Raw genomic sequence first — 14,458 nt, forward strand, 5'->3', positions numbered from 1 at the left:
TTTATTCTCGATATTTTGATTTATCCTCGCCATGCTCACGCTATCGCTGTCTTTAAGCAGCCAAAATATCGCTCCGATAGCAACCGAGATCAATATCAAAAGCCCCAGAATCGTCTTGTCGAATCTCAATACGAAATTCGGCTTAGATTTCAGGAAAGAAAACTGCTTTCTGTTTTTGTTATACTCTTCCCATTTTTTTTCAAGTTCGTTTACTTCGTAAAATTCAAGCATTTATTATCCCCGAGCCTATCGCTGCCATCTCTATAATTTTATTATTAATCTGCGAAAAACTAATTTCCGTAGGTTTATTTACTTCGTAATACTCAAAAAGCTCATACATCTTATACATAAGCTTGTTGATGTTCCTCATATTGCCGTCCGTTAAATTTAAAATCAAATCGAAATTATCGTCGCTAAACATAAAATAGTATTGTTGAAAGCCGTGAAGTACAAGCTTTTTTTCAATATACAGCTTGACTTCGCCTAAATTTGAATTAGGAAGCTCGATGCTCTCCCAAATTCTAGTCTGAAAATAGTCCTTTGCGAGGCGATCTTCCTCGTCAGTCTTATGCACCGTAAATAAAAATTTAAATAATCTAGTATCTGCCATAAGGCGAATTTTTTCTATTAAATTTCCTGGATACAGCTGAGCTTCATCGAGCAAAATAACGACCTGCTCTACCGCTCCGACATTGGTAGAGATGCCAAATCTCTCTCTGTAAACCCGCATAAAATTTTCATAATTATCAATTGGCTCGCTAGGAGTTGAATGAAAAATCTGCGAATAAAGCTCTAAGAAAAATTCTTTCTCATCAAAAAACGGCTGCGGCACAAATACGACTCTTACCTTTTTTTCAAGATCGACCTTGATCTTATTAAGCAAAAATGTCTTGCCGCAACCCGGTTTGCCGTAAAAAAGTATGAGTTTCAACGGCTTTTGCAAAGCATTTAAAATTTTATGATAAGCAAGGGTAGATTTATCGAGATTAACGAAGTCTGAGACTTCGTTATCCTCGATAAAAATCTCCTTGATCGCCGTATAGTTATTACTCATTTTCGTAGATGGATTTTGAGTAACCTAGCTCTTTAAGAGAGGTAGCAAGCGGCGCGCCGGTATTGTCAATGATATGTGGAGTTACTACAAAGATTAGCTCTGATGTGCTCAAAACATCGGCAGTACTTTTGAAAAGATTTCCGATTAATGGAATTTCAGCTAGCACAGGCACCCTAGTGTTATTCTTGGACTTAGTTGCACCAATCAAACCGCCTAAAATTACAGTATCGCCATCATCTACCCAAACTACGCTTGAGAGTTTCTTTTGCAAGGTATCAGGTGCGATATCTCTTCTGCCGTTTTCTTTTCTTACATTATCTTCGGCATATTTAAGAGAACTTAAAGACGGATTAATTCGTAGCATAATCCTATTATCATCTGAAATTTCAGGCAAGATATTCAAAAGAATACCTACAAAGATCGAATACTGATCATCCGACTGAGTATCTCCGCCTTGATAATCACCTGTAGTAGTAGATTTCAATACGTAGTTAATGGTATCACCTACAGAGATAATAGCAGGCTGATTATTCATCGTAGTTACCTTAGGGCTAGATATGATTTTGGTTTTGCCCTTAGTCTCTAGGAAGTTAATCAAACCGTCAATATTGAAATTTAGATTAGCCCCTATCGTCCAAGTTCCGTGAGTATCGCTAGCCTTTCCTCTATTTCCGTTATCTATGTGATATCCTGAAAGCTTAGTCGGATCTCCACCTACATAGGTATTAAATCCTAGTTGAAATTTACTCCAATCTATACCGGTGGTGTATTCGTTATTTAGCTCGACAGATATGATATTTACGTCTAGCAAGACTTGGCGACTAAGGCGTTTTTGCATACCGCTTAGATATCTATCGACGCGAGCTATCTGAGACTTCATAGCAGTAACAGTTACTAAACCGGCATTTTGATTTATAATAGGAGCGACTGCGACGTATTTTTCGGTACCGTTATTTAAAACAGAGGTGATTTCCTCGCTAATCTTCTCCCAAAAATCAAATTTCTCTTTGGTAGTGATCTTATTATCGTCATTTTCTGTTTTATCACTATCGCCATCATCTACTTTAGTAGGTGCGGAATCGACAGAAGATTTAGTAACAGCAGTACCTTCTCTAATAGAAGTGATGTAATCCACTTTAAAAGTCCTAGTCTCTAGCGCTGAAATTTTTAATATGCCATGAGAATACTCATAGCTTAGATTATTCTCTTTTATGAGTAGATCTAAAACTTCGCGTAAAGAAAGGTCTTTGATGCTTACGCCTTGCAGTGGCTTACTCATCTCCTCTTGAGCGATAGCGTCTTTTGCTACCACTGAAAAGCGGCACATATCAGATAGCTGAGTTAGCATCTCGTTTAGCGTAACGGTATCGTTAATCTTAATATTTAGCGCCTTCCTATCGCAGTTACCTGCAGTTGCAGGAGCGGCATATAGACTAGTAGCCGTAACAGACAAAGCAAGCATAGCGGCTATGCTAAGCTTTTTACTTATATGTAATAATGACATTTTGACTTCCTTGTTTTAGTGTTAGTTCGACTTTATTTTCATCGTCGTTGGTAATAATAACGCTATTACCCGTTATTTGCACGATCTTATATGAGCCTACATACTCGCCCAAACCATACCACTTATCGTTTAGCTTAACCTTATCACCCATAATACCTACTAGCTGATAACCTAGATCCACCTGCTGATTAGTTTCTCTAGGCGCATTGGCTTCTTTAGGATAGAACGGATCTTGCAAAGAAGCTATCTGCTCATCGCTAAGACCCACTCTAGGCTTACTAAGATCATCGAATATCGCATCGTACTTAGCTTTATAGGCTCCATTACTAGGCGCCACCGTCTGATTATTATCTACAGCAAATAGAGCAGTAGAAAGTAGCAAAGAGCATAAAATTAACTTTTTCATTAGTAATTTACTCCCCAGATAGATATACCGATGCTTCCACCGATTTTGCCATTTTTAGTGGCATTGATATCCATCTTATTTACATCTACGATCATCTCCGATTGTTCGATAAGGTTGATATACCTAAGGACGTTCGAAAATGCTCCTTCAAATTTCACATCTATATCCAGCAAAGCTTCAGGCTGAAAAATTTGTTTGATGCTAGGCTCTCTTCTATCGCTGTGAATAGCATAAATTTTAATATTGTTATTCTCTGCGATCGTTGAGAGGCTATCCATAAATTTAGCCCAGTTCTTTTCATTATAGGTAAGCTTCGAAATTTCTTTTAGCTTACCGTCTAGATACCCACGCTCTTCAATGATATTGTTAAGGTTGGTCCTAGCACCATTGAGGATATTGCGTTTATTATTAACAAAAGCATCAGGATCACCGCCAAAAAACTCGTTATACTCTCTTTGTGCGCCTTCAAGCTTAGTCGTGGCAGTACTTAGATTTGTCTCGCTCTCTTCTAAATACGGATCTGTATAGTTACTTAAAATAAAGTAAGCTACCACACCTACAAACAATAAAGCTATGTAAAAATAGTTATTTGCACTATTTCCCTTGGAGGCAAACCATTGATCAAGTTGATCTAATGAACTTTTCTTTTTCATTATTTAACCTCCACACTGATATTACTATCGTAAAAGACGGTTTTATTACCCTCTTGTAGCGCGATTGTTTTAGTATCCACGCCATACACCTCTTTTTTACTGATATCCTCTAAAAGCTCGGTCATCTGCTTATCGTTTTTGGTGCGCACTTGAACAGTTAGAGTCCTATTCTCATCACCGATCCTAACCATATTGCCCTTATTTTTAACGACCATATTAGTTAGCTCAAAAATAGAAACACCCTTCATAGCGTAATTATTTTTCTTATCTAAGATGGCATTAATTAGTTTGCGCCTGTCGTTAAGCTCCTTGCCACTCTTAGCAGCCTGGGCATTTACCTCTTTAGTCTCTTTATCCAAACGCGCACTTTCAGTTCTAGCTGGACCCATCTTTTCCTCTAAACCTTTATATTCGCTAGTTTTATCATCAGCTACCATATTATTATAATAGCCGTAGCCAAAATTATACGCAGGATATGCAGCCCCAAGTAAGCAGCCTAGCAGCATATAGCCTATCAGCTTGCCGGTTGATCTTTGAGTCAAAGGCGGAGGTCTCATAAACGGCGAGTAGTTGTGATCATCGTCTTTGGTAACCAAATAATCTTGACCTACCAAGAACATCAAAATATCTAGCTGAGTGAGTGGATAATCTTTTGCGTTGATTGCAACGTTAAAATTAAAATCCTTGTATCTTAGCTTTAGATTATTTTCTACAAAAACCTCGATCGCAGGAATTTTACCAATATCCGTTCCGATATAAACGTTTTGAATATTGACGTTGTAAATTTTACTAATACCGTTCAATACGTCGTTGATGTAGTAAAACATATCGTCAAAAATTTGGATCATATAATCGCGTTCGGTCGGATTTTCTAAATTTACTCCCTGTTTGGAGAGCAGTCTATAAAAGCTCTCTTCATCGACCCTGCTACCGACTAGCTCGACATATTTTTCATGCAAAAATTTTAGGTTGTATCTTACTTGGCGGGATTGAAAATATTCGCCATTTTGATACACTACCAAAAACGCATCGTCGCGTTGCAAGTAGATGAAGCAGTCGATTCCGTCGCGAGTTAGGACACCTCTATTATACAAGCCCTCGTATAAAAACGGAGCCATAGCCACATAGTCGATGTAGTTCGTCCTAGCGGCGATCGCATCGAATTCTGAAGTGAGTTTGGCATTATCTACGACAAAGACATTGAAAATTCTATCATCGCCGCCAGCGCCTATTACCTCACTATAGGTGATTTTGTAATCCAAAGCGGTGTCAAGCCCCAGCTCCTCATACACCTTAACGACGATCGCATCTAAAAGATCCGCGTCCTCTACCGATCTGCTTATCTCGACCGTCGCAGTCATTATATCCTTATACGGAATATATGAGACGTAAGTTTCCTTCGCACGATTCGCTTTTGAGAAGTCGTGCTCGAAAACTTCATTCTCACTTAGACCGAATATGGTTTGCGTGACTTTGTTAATCGCAACAATCGAACTAGCATTTTTACTATTCTTTGCCATAACACTCCACTTCCAAATGAAATTTTCTACGCTGCTAATACTAATAGAAATAAAATAAAATGTCAATAGATAAAATCGGTTTTTACCCTAAATTCGTCATTTTTCCAGCTTTTTTTTACAAAAACTGTTAATTTTAAGTAAATTTTGACCTTAGAAAAATTTGAAATTAACTTTTTGGCTCGAATTCCGATCCGCTTGATCGCCTCGCCGTTTTTGCCGATCAACATCTCTTTGTGAGAATTGGTGTCCGTTATGATCCTCGCATAGACCGAGATTAGACCGGGTTTTTCCACTATTTTTTCCATCACGACGTCGCTACAATACGGGATCTCGTCGCTCATACTCTCAAAAATCGCCTCGAGTATGAAGTCGCGATAAATTTCACGCTCGTTGGTCGCGCTTAAAATTTCAGGATCGTAAAAATACTCATGCTCGGGCAGAATTTTACAAATTTCGTCCAAAACCTGCTTTTTATAGACCTTTTTTTTGATGCTAACGGGGATTATCGCTTCGAATTTATCGGTAAATTTTTGATATTGCAGCAGTTTTTGCACGATCTTTTCGTCGTTTGCTTCGTCAATTTTAGTTAAAATCACGATGTGTTTGGTGCTGGGGTTTAAATTTAAAAATTTTTCGTATTCAAAGGTATCATCGTGCACCGGCGCCAAAAATAGCACCAAATCGCAGCCCTCAATCGCCCCGAGCGCCACTTCAACCATCAGCTTATTCATCAGCTTGGCGCTTTCGTGCAGCCCGGGCGTATCCGTGAAAATCACCTGATCTGCGCCGTTCATCGCGATGCCGTTAATCTTGCGGCGCGTGGCATTGATTTTATGCGAGACGAGCGAAATTTTCTCGCCGCAGAGATAGTTTAACAGCGAGCTCTTGCCCGCATTCGTCCGCCCAATGAGCGTTACAAATCCGCTTTTCATATTTTCCTTAAATTTATAAATTTATCTTGCAAACGCAACACTAAGCCTTTGCGGGTAAATTTTAAAATCTCGTTTTGCGCAGGCCGGCTCCGCACGAGCGTGGGAATTTTAAAATTCCCACGCCGCACAAGCAAGTGAAATTTTAAAATTTCAAACTGCTCGGTAGCGCTAAATTTCACTTGCCTCAGCGCAGAATTTTATCTACTTCAAATTCTGCGCGCCATAAATTTTGCGGCTTCATAAACTAGCAACGAAATTTTAAATTTCATCCCACGACTACATTATATATAACCCGCACCGCACAGAATTCAATTATCCTTGAAATTTTACAATCTTAAAATTTCAAAGCATCGTCAAATTTAAAAAGATAAAATTTCTGCGCATTTTAAAATTTCGCTACGTTTCGCGCCCGAAATTCCAGCGCTTTGCAAATTCTAAGAGCGCATAATTTTCGCTATCCGCAAAATTCCACGACTCTGTAGAATTCTAAAAGTAGCTGTCGCGCCGCCTTATAAAATGTATTTCGCCAAATCCTCGTCGCTTGCGATGCCTGCGAGCTTTTCGCTTACGAGCTTCTCATCCACGACGATCTTTTGCCCTTTAAACTTATCCGCTTCGAAGCTGATATCTTCAAGCACCTTTTCCATTATTGTATGTAGCCTTCTAGCGCCAATATCCTCGACCTTTTCGTTCGTGCTTGCCGCAAATTTCGCGATCGCTTTAACCCCGTCCTCGCTAAATTCCAGCTCCACGCCTTCGGTCTTTAAAAGCGCCGAGTACTGCTTAAGAAGCGAATTTTTCGGCTTGGTTAAAATTTCACACAGCGCCGCCTCGTCTAAGCTGTCAAGCTCGACGCGAAGCGGGAAGCGCCCCTGAAGCTCGGGGATTAGATCGCTCGGCTTGCTGATATGAAAGGCGCCCGCGGCGATAAAAAGGATGTGATCGGTATCGATATTGCCGAATTTCGTGCTTACGCTGCTGCCCTCCACGATCGGAAGCAAATCGCGCTGCACCCCCTCTTTGCTCGGATCCTGCCTGCCGCTATTGCCGCTTGAGACCGCCACCTTATCGATCTCGTCGATAAAGATGATGCCCTCGTTTTGCGCGCGCCTAACGGCTTCGGCTTTGATGCTCTCCATATCGAGGACCTTCTCGCTAGCCTCGCTTTTGAGGGCAACCTTGGCGTCTTTTACCTTCATCTCTTTTTTGCTCTTGCGCGTCGAAATTCCGATTACCTTAATGAAGCTTTCCTGCATATTCGCCATCTCGGGCGGCAAATTTGGATTTGACTCAAGCGCGTTTTCGCTCACTTCAATCTCGATACTAAGATCGTCCAGATCGCCGCGCTCGAGCTTGACCGCCATCTTTTCGTAGCTTTTTTCGTAATCTGCGACCTTCTCCTCGCTCGCGCCGCGCGGAAGCGGCGGAATGACTTTTTCTAAAATTTTACGCTTGATGTAATCATCGATCTTGTCTTTGTTCTTTTCAAATTCCTCGCCGCGCACTAAATTTACCGACGCAGCAGCCAGATCGCGCACCATGCTCTCCACGTCGCGCCCCACGAAGCCTACTTCAGTATATTTGCTCGCCTCAACCTTGATAAAAGGAAGCCCAAACATCTTCGAAAGTCTGCGCGCGATCTCGGTCTTACCTACGCCGGTAGATCCGATCATCAGGATGTTTTTGGGCATCACCTCGTTTTTCATCTCATCTTCAAGCGCCATTCTGCGGTAGCGATTTCGCAAAGCTACTGCTATCGTGCGTTTGGCACTATTTTGTCCGATTATATATTCGTCTAGTTTCTCTACGATCTGCTTTGGCGTCATCATCTCTTTTCGTCCCAAATTGCGTATGTTTTGATGTTTTCGTTTGTGTAAATGCAAATCTCGCCCGCGATTTTAAGGCTTTGCTTTACAAGTTCCTCTTCGTCTAAGCTTGCAAATTTATCCAAAGCTCGCGCCGCGCTAAGAGCGTAATTCCCGCCGCTACCGATCGCCGCGATCTTGCCGTCGTCCGGCTCTACCACATCGCCCGTGCCGCTAAGCAGAAAGATATTTTTGCGGTCCAGCACCAGCATCATCGCTTCGAGCTTTCGCAGATATTTATCCTTGCGCCACTGCTTGCTAAATTCTATCACGGCCCTTAAAAGATCGCCCTTTGCGCCATCTAAGCACTTTTCAAACATATCAAAAAGATTAAACGCATCGGCGGTGCTGCCCGCAAAGCCCGCCAAGACGCCCCCATCTTTGCCGATCTTTCGAATTTTAGTTGCATTGCCCTTTAAGACGGTGTTTCCGAACGTAACCTGCCCGTCGCCGCCGATGACGGAGCCCTTCGCGCCTTTGTAGGCTAAAATGGTAGTCGCTTCAAACACTAGCCACCTCTATCTCAAATTTAGCGCTTATGCCGTGCTTTAGCTTGACATTTACGTCGTATATCCCGGTCGTTTTGATAGCCTCGGTCTCTAAAATTTTCTTATCGATTTCGATCCCTTTTTGCTCTTTTAGCGCGGTTGCGATCTCATCTTTGGTCACTGAGCCGAAAAGCGCGCCGCTCTCGCCCGTCTGCTTTGCGATCTTTACGCGGATCTTAGCTAGCTCCTCGGCTAGTTTTTGCAGGCTTGCGACCTCATATTTTTCAAGCTCGGCCTGCTTTTTCTTATCCGCTTCAAATTTACGCAAAACCTCAGTCGTAGCGGCTTTGGCGTAGCCTTTGCCGATTAGGAAGTTGTTGCCGTAGCCGTCCTTAACCTCCTTTACCTCGCCCGCCTTTCCGAGCCCCTTAACATCTTTGATCAATAATACTTTCATCCATTATCCTTTTAAATTTAGCTTTAAATTTATAAAATTTTATAGCGGCGCGGGCGGATCTGAAATTTAGTGAAATTTCATGAAACCTGCCCGCAGCCGCTCGCTACTTTTTCGATAAATTTTAAAATTTCGTTTTGTGAAATTTGCCTGTCCGCCCTGCGGCAAAATTTCAGCTAAAGCTTGCGTCCGTTCTTACCCGCGATGATAAATCTTAACGCGCTTAGTTTGATAAATCCGTCGCCGTCTTTTTGATTGAAAACTTTATCCTCTTCAAACGTCACGAAATCGGTATTAAACAAACTATCGCTCTTGCTTTCCCTGCCCAGCACGGTCACGTTGCCCTTATAAAGCTCTAGCTTAACCTTGCCGTTTACGTGCTCTTGGGATTTGTTTATCAGCTCTTGAAGTAGCAAGCGCTCCGGGCTGAACCAAAAGCCGTTGTAGATAAGCTCGGCGTAGCGCGGCATTAGATCGTCTTTTAGATGCGCCGCGCCGCGATCTAGCGTGATGCTCTCGATCGCGCGGTGAGCCTTTAGCATGATCGTGCCGCCCGGAGTTTCGTAGCAGCCGCGACTCTTCATACCGACGTAGCGATTTTCTACTAGATCGAGCCTGCCGATGCCGTTTTTAGCGCCGAGCTCGTTAAGCGCTGCTAGCATCTCGTGCGGTTTAAGCGCCTTACCGTTTAGCTTTACAGGATCACCATGCTTGTATTCAATCTCGATGATCTCGCTCTTATCTGGCGCATTTTTAGGGCTCACGGTCCATCGCCACATATCCTCTTCAGGCGCATGGGCGGGATCTTCAAGCACCAAGCCCTCGTAGGAGATGTGAAGGATATTCGCATCCATCGAATACGGCGACTTGCCGGGCTTTGAGGCGATGTCGATGCCGTTTTTCTTAGCATAAGCAAGAAGCTTCTCGCGAGAGTTCAAATCCCACAACCTCCACGGCGCAATCACCTTAATATCGGGATTTAGCGCATATGCGCCAAGCTCGAAGCGGACTTGGTCGTTACCCTTACCGGTCGCACCGTGGCTTATGGCGTCCGCGCCGGTTTTTTTAGCGATTTCGACTAGCTTTTTAGCGATCAGCGGGCGCGCGATCGATGTGCCCAAAAGATACTCGCCCTCATAGACGGCATTTGCGCGAAACATCGGAAATACGTAATCGCGCACAAATTCCTCGCGCAGATCCTCTACGAAGATATTTTCCTTTTTGATGCCCAGTTTCACAGCTTTGTTTTTGATAGGCTCCAAATCCTCATTCTGACCGATATCTGCGGTGAAAGTCACCACATCGCAGCCGTAAGTATCGCCGAGCCACTTTAAAATAATACTAGTATCTAGTCCTCCGGAATACGCCAAAACGACCTTTTTTACATCTTTTGCCATCTCAAATCCTTTACGTAAAATTTGGCGAAATTCTACCAAAAATAGTTTAATAGTTGCTTTTAAGGCAAATGTCGCTAAACTCACGCCCATGAGAATCGATAAATTTTTAAACGCAGTAAATATCACTAAGCGGCGTGCCATCAGCGAAGATATGTGTAAAAGCGGCGTCGTAGCCGTAAACGGCGCGGTAGCAAAGCCCGCCAAAGAGCTTAAAATCGGCGACGTTATCACAATAAGCTTTTTGGATAGGAAGCAAAGCTTTAAGGTCCTAGCCTTTCCTAGCGCGAAAAATACGCCCAAAAGCGAGCAAGCAAAGTATGTCCAAGAACTTTGAACTCATCTGCGGCGAGGATGAAATTTCACGCCTCGTGCAGGCTCTGCCAAAAAGCGGCATAATCTTGCTAATAGGCGATCTTGCCAGCGGCAAAACGACTCTTGCGCGCGCGATCGTGCGGGCTCACGGGTTAGACGAGCACGTGAGCTCGCCGACATTTTCGATCATGCAAAACTACGGCAAAATTTATCATTACGACATCTATAACGGCGGCTGTGAGGGGATTTTAAAAAACGGACTATTTGAAAATTTATTTGAAGAGGGGCTTCATCTGATCGAATGGGCGGATGAAAATTTGATAAATTTACTTAAAAAATATGAGCTTGATTTTTGCGTAGTGAGGATCACGCCGCACGCGCAAGGGCGAAAATACGAGGTAAGCTATGCATAAACTGGAAGTCAGGGGTCTTAAAAAAACCATAAAAGGCACGCCGATCATTAAGGGCATCTCGCTGGAGCTTTACAACGGCGAGATCGTGGGGCTGCTGGGGCCCAATGGAGCGGGCAAAACCACGACGTTTTATATGATCTGCGGGCTGATAAGCGCTAGCGGCGGCGATATCTTGCTTAATGAGAACAGCATCGCGAAGGTTCCGCTTCACAAACGCGCTAAGCTCGGCATCGGCTACCTACCACAAGAAAGCAGCATCTTTAAGGAGCTGAGCGTTGAGGAAAATTTAATGCTCGCCGCGGAGATTACCTATAAAAATAAAGCGGAGGCCTCACGAAAAGTCGATGAGATGCTAAATCTGCTCAACATCGAGCCGATCAGATTGCGCAAAGGCGTGAGCCTAAGCGGCGGCGAGCGCAGGCGTTGCGAAATCGCGCGAAGCCTGATGATAACGCCGAAATTTCTACTTTTGGACGAGCCGTTTGCGGGCGTCGATCCGATCGCCGTTAACGACATCCAAAGCATCGTGCGCGACCTAAAAAAACTCGGCATCGGCGTGCTCATCACCGATCACAATGTCCGCGAAACGCTTGCGATCTGCGACCGCGCCTACGTCATCAAAGACGGCGAGCTGTTCGCCGGCGGCACCGCAAAAGAGATAGCCAGCGATCCAAATGTGCGCAAATTCTACCTCGGCGAGGATTTTAGCATCTAAGTCAGCCAGAGCGCTTTGGATTTTCAGCTCCCCTTTTTTTCGGCGCGCGCGGTTAAATTCTATAATTTAAGTTTTGCGATTTAAATTTCAAGCGAGTAGCCGCAGCTAGTCACACAGATGCCGCTTGATCTAAAATTTTGCGCATTAAAATTTTAAAGCCCGTAAAGCCTCAGCGCGCAAGAATTTCGCGCCCGTTTGAATTTATATTTTGAGGCGTAGCGCTTCGGTGCGAGGCGCGTATTAGTATGGTTTGAATTTTGTGCTTTAAATTTTGAAACAGTTATCACGGCGAGATTTGAACTCGGCGTCTAAATCTCACGCATTAATTTTTGAAGTGCGCCTCAGGCTCGTTTTTAAATTTCAAAAGGTATTTTGTGCACTGTAAATTTTAAATAATTTTTGCGGCAGGTTCTCTTTTCGCGACCGCAATTTACACCCGTGGTACATAAAATTTAAATCGCATTTTAATCACACTTTGTTTAAATTAAATCAAATTTTAAAGCGGAGGCGTCTTTAAACGTAACGCTTTCATCTGCGCATCAAAATCACGCCCACAATTTGCAAAAGAATATCCGCTCGTAGAATTAAAATTTTAAAGCAACTGCCTAAATAAATTACGTATGCGAAACTTGCGGTCCGCGCGATGTGGCTAAATTTTACAGCGTAATTCCGCGAGCGGCGGCGTAAACCAAAGCGCACACAAAACCTACTCGCTTCGGCTTCGACGCATCAAATTAAAAGCGACGCGCGAAGCAAGGCCTTCCGACCCGCTAGAATTTTGCCGATTAAGCCGCCTTGTTTAATTAAAATTACACTTTTATTTGCTCTGCGGGTCTAAATTTCGCTCATCTTAAAGCTCGCCGCGGAGTTTAAAAATTTAACCCGGCGCCTCCAGTTTAAATTTTAAAATTCTTAGAATTTTGGCGAGATCAAGGAGAGATTATGAAAAAAGTTCTACTTTCGTGCGCCTTGGCAGGCGCACTTTTCGGCTTAGAGTTCGATGGATTCAGTGCGCCCGAGGGCTCGCTAATCACCGAGGACGCTTTTTACATCGCAAATCGCGGCAAAAACGAAGATTCGCTAGGCAGAGGCGGCTTTATAAGTAGGATCGTAAAAAATTCCAATGTCGTTGAGACCAATTTTATAGACGATCTCGTAAATCCCGGCGGGATGGCGCAGATCGAGGGCGTGCTCTACGTATGCGATCTGGATGCGATCAGAGGCTTTAGCAAAGGTCAGGAAGTTTTCAATCTAAAAATCGAGGGAGCGCAGGCCTTAAACGACGTCGTAGCGCTCGGTAGCGAGGTTTTGCTCGCAAGCGATAATGCGCGTAGCGTGATTTACAGCATAAATTTAAACGCAAAAAGCTACGATGAATTCGCGCGCATCGACCCGTCGCTCGGCAATGCGGGCGCGCTTCTGCTCAAAGGCGACAAGCTTCTGATCACTACCTTCGATCTTAGCGGAAAGGTCCCGGGGCGCGTGCTAAGCATGGATCTGAAATCTCGCGAAATTTCGATCTTTGCCGATATGAAGGGGGTTTTCTACGGCATAGCGCGCGGAAAAAACGGCGAAATTTTAGTTAGCGACTGGGGCGAGGACCTTTTAAGCGGCAAAATTTGGCGTATAGATGCGAACGGACAGATACGCAAAATAAACCTCGGCGCGATGCAAAGGCCTACGGACATCTCAAGCGACGGCAAGGTTTTATTGATCCCAAAATCGCTGGAAAACAAAGTCGAGCTGATAAATTTGCCGTAAAAATCTTAGAAATTCCCGCAATTTCTCAAGCTGATTTAAAATTTGTAAATTTCAAATCAGCTTAGGAATTTGCAAGTAGTCTTAAATAGCCACTCTATAAAGCTCAATATCTATAAATTTATATTCTGAATATATTTTTTTATCTAAAGCTTCTGCCTCGATATATCGGTAAGCGCAAGAGCAATATTTTCTTTTATCGCTGCATTGATTGCAGATTTTGCACGATCTGCTGCAGCAAAACTCACTCGAACTTGAGATGAGCTAGTCGTAAATGAGCGTCTATAAATCACTTGTCCATTCTGTTTTAACGTCCATGCAACCTCTACTGTAGCGTCAAAACTAAGGGCCATTATTGGCATGGAGACTCTAACCAAAAATGCATTTAGAGTTACATCTGAACCATTTGTAGCTATTTGAGTAAACAAATTAGATCTTTGTATGCTCTCTCCAATCGCCTTTTCAAATTCATCATAAAACCCCGTTTCTTGCATTGCCACACCCGAAGCGTGAATTTCTACACTTTTATTAAACGTATTTACCCCTGCAAAATTTGGTGTAAGCTCGGTATAAGTGGTCTTTTGGACACAACCACCTAAAAGTAGCGCCGTAATTAAAATTAATGCATATCTCATCTAAATTCCTTCTTTTTTCAGCATGGCTTCGATTATTTCTTGAACCGCAAGTTCTCTATTTATGGCCTCAGAGCCATATCGTATATCATTACATATAACCATAGGAAAATTATCTTTAGCATCTCTAAAGATAATATAGAGTACTCCATAACTTAGATGTATAACATCATAGGTCACTACTAAATCTGCACTTTTTTGATCGGATGTAATATTAAAACCTTGACGAGATATAGAACGTTCAATCATACCAGAGATACCACTTTGATCAGACGGGTTTTTAACTACATAGAAACTTTTTATGCCGATTTTTTTACTATCTGGTACAAGTAAAATTTCTCTATATTTTTGCCCG

The 14,458-nt window shown here is 43.0% G+C and carries 16 protein-coding genes and 1 pseudogene; 4 read left to right on the plus strand and 13 right to left on the minus strand.

Annotated elements, in window-relative coordinates; translation table 11 throughout:
* The 11 genes and pseudogenes from Q0620_RS09470 to Q0620_RS09520 form a co-directional block, all read right to left on the minus strand.
* A pseudogene (locus Q0620_RS09470) lies at positions 1 to 231 on the minus strand (hypothetical protein); the annotation flags it as partial.
* Positions 224 to 1,054, minus strand: a complete 831-nt coding sequence (locus tag Q0620_RS09475) for an ATP-binding protein (RefSeq protein WP_298784756.1) — start codon at positions 1,052 to 1,054, stop codon at positions 224 to 226. The pseudogene Q0620_RS09470 and the gene Q0620_RS09475, both read right to left, overlap by 8 nt.
* Positions 1,047 to 2,558: a pilus (MSHA type) biogenesis protein MshL gene (gene mshL, locus Q0620_RS09480; protein WP_298784758.1), complete on the minus strand. Its 1,512-nt coding sequence runs from the start codon at positions 2,556 to 2,558 to the stop codon at positions 1,047 to 1,049. The genes Q0620_RS09475 and mshL overlap by 8 nt, the downstream gene beginning before the upstream one ends.
* Complete coding sequence (locus Q0620_RS09485; protein ID WP_298784760.1) at positions 2,536 to 2,895, minus strand: hypothetical protein; 360 nt, start codon at positions 2,893 to 2,895, stop codon at positions 2,536 to 2,538. The genes mshL and Q0620_RS09485 overlap by 23 nt, the downstream gene beginning before the upstream one ends.
* Positions 2,896 to 2,963: 68 nt before the next feature.
* Positions 2,964 to 3,617 (minus strand): hypothetical protein, encoded by a 654-nt coding sequence (locus Q0620_RS09490; protein WP_297923682.1) that lies wholly within the window; start codon positions 3,615 to 3,617, stop codon positions 2,964 to 2,966.
* A complete protein-coding gene (locus tag Q0620_RS09495) occupies positions 3,617 to 5,137 on the minus strand; it encodes a hypothetical protein (RefSeq protein WP_297923683.1) in 1,521 nt (506 codons plus the stop codon). Before Q0620_RS09495 ends, Q0620_RS09490 begins: the two co-directional genes overlap by 1 nt.
* Before the next feature lie 62 nt (positions 5,138 to 5,199).
* Positions 5,200 to 6,069 (minus strand): GTPase Era, encoded by an 870-nt coding sequence (gene era, locus Q0620_RS09500; RefSeq protein ID WP_298784761.1) that lies wholly within the window; start codon positions 6,067 to 6,069, stop codon positions 5,200 to 5,202.
* Between the two features lie 509 nt (positions 6,070 to 6,578).
* Complete coding sequence (hslU, locus tag Q0620_RS09505; RefSeq protein WP_298784762.1) at positions 6,579 to 7,898, minus strand: HslU--HslV peptidase ATPase subunit; 1,320 nt, start codon at positions 7,896 to 7,898, stop codon at positions 6,579 to 6,581.
* Complete coding sequence (hslV, locus tag Q0620_RS09510) at positions 7,895 to 8,443, minus strand: ATP-dependent protease subunit HslV (protein ID WP_297904003.1); 549 nt, start codon at positions 8,441 to 8,443, stop codon at positions 7,895 to 7,897. The genes hslU and hslV overlap by 4 nt, the downstream gene beginning before the upstream one ends.
* Entirely contained in the window at positions 8,436 to 8,879 is a 444-nt protein-coding gene (rplI, locus tag Q0620_RS09515; RefSeq protein ID WP_298784763.1) for a 50S ribosomal protein L9, read from the minus strand. Before rplI ends, hslV begins: the two co-directional genes overlap by 8 nt.
* A 173-nt stretch (positions 8,880 to 9,052) precedes the next feature.
* A complete protein-coding gene (locus tag Q0620_RS09520; protein ID WP_177386989.1) occupies positions 9,053 to 10,273 on the minus strand; it encodes an argininosuccinate synthase in 1,221 nt (406 codons plus the stop codon).
* Positions 10,274 to 10,361: 88 nt separating this feature from the next.
* On the opposite strand from Q0620_RS09520, the gene Q0620_RS09525 reads away from it, so the two are divergent.
* From Q0620_RS09525 to Q0620_RS09540, 4 genes are all read left to right on the plus strand, one after another.
* Positions 10,362 to 10,607, plus strand: coding sequence for an RNA-binding S4 domain-containing protein (locus Q0620_RS09525; protein ID WP_297904011.1), 246 nt, complete (start codon positions 10,362 to 10,364; stop codon positions 10,605 to 10,607).
* Complete coding sequence (gene tsaE, locus Q0620_RS09530) at positions 10,591 to 10,998, plus strand: tRNA (adenosine(37)-N6)-threonylcarbamoyltransferase complex ATPase subunit type 1 TsaE (RefSeq protein WP_297987247.1); 408 nt, start codon at positions 10,591 to 10,593, stop codon at positions 10,996 to 10,998. The genes Q0620_RS09525 and tsaE overlap by 17 nt, the downstream gene beginning before the upstream one ends.
* Positions 10,991 to 11,713 carry an LPS export ABC transporter ATP-binding protein gene (lptB, locus tag Q0620_RS09535; protein WP_298784766.1) on the plus strand — a complete coding sequence of 241 codons (723 nt, stop codon included), beginning with the start codon at positions 10,991 to 10,993 and terminating at the stop codon, positions 11,711 to 11,713. Before tsaE ends, lptB begins: the two co-directional genes overlap by 8 nt.
* A gap of 942 nt (positions 11,714 to 12,655) precedes the next feature.
* Entirely contained in the window at positions 12,656 to 13,474 is an 819-nt protein-coding gene (locus Q0620_RS09540) for an ATP-binding protein (protein WP_298784768.1), read from the plus strand.
* Positions 13,475 to 13,617: 143 nt separating this feature from the next.
* Here Q0620_RS09540 and Q0620_RS09545 read toward each other — a convergent pair whose 3' ends face one another.
* Positions 13,618 to 14,106 (minus strand): hypothetical protein, encoded by a 489-nt coding sequence (locus tag Q0620_RS09545; RefSeq protein ID WP_298784770.1) that lies wholly within the window; start codon positions 14,104 to 14,106, stop codon positions 13,618 to 13,620.
* Positions 14,107 to 14,458 (minus strand): hypothetical protein (locus Q0620_RS09550; protein WP_298784772.1); only part of this gene is annotated, 352 nt, incomplete at its 5' end.

It is taken from the genome of uncultured Campylobacter sp., from assembly GCF_938017615.1.
Lineage (GTDB): Bacteria > Campylobacterota > Campylobacteria > Campylobacterales > Campylobacteraceae > Campylobacter_B.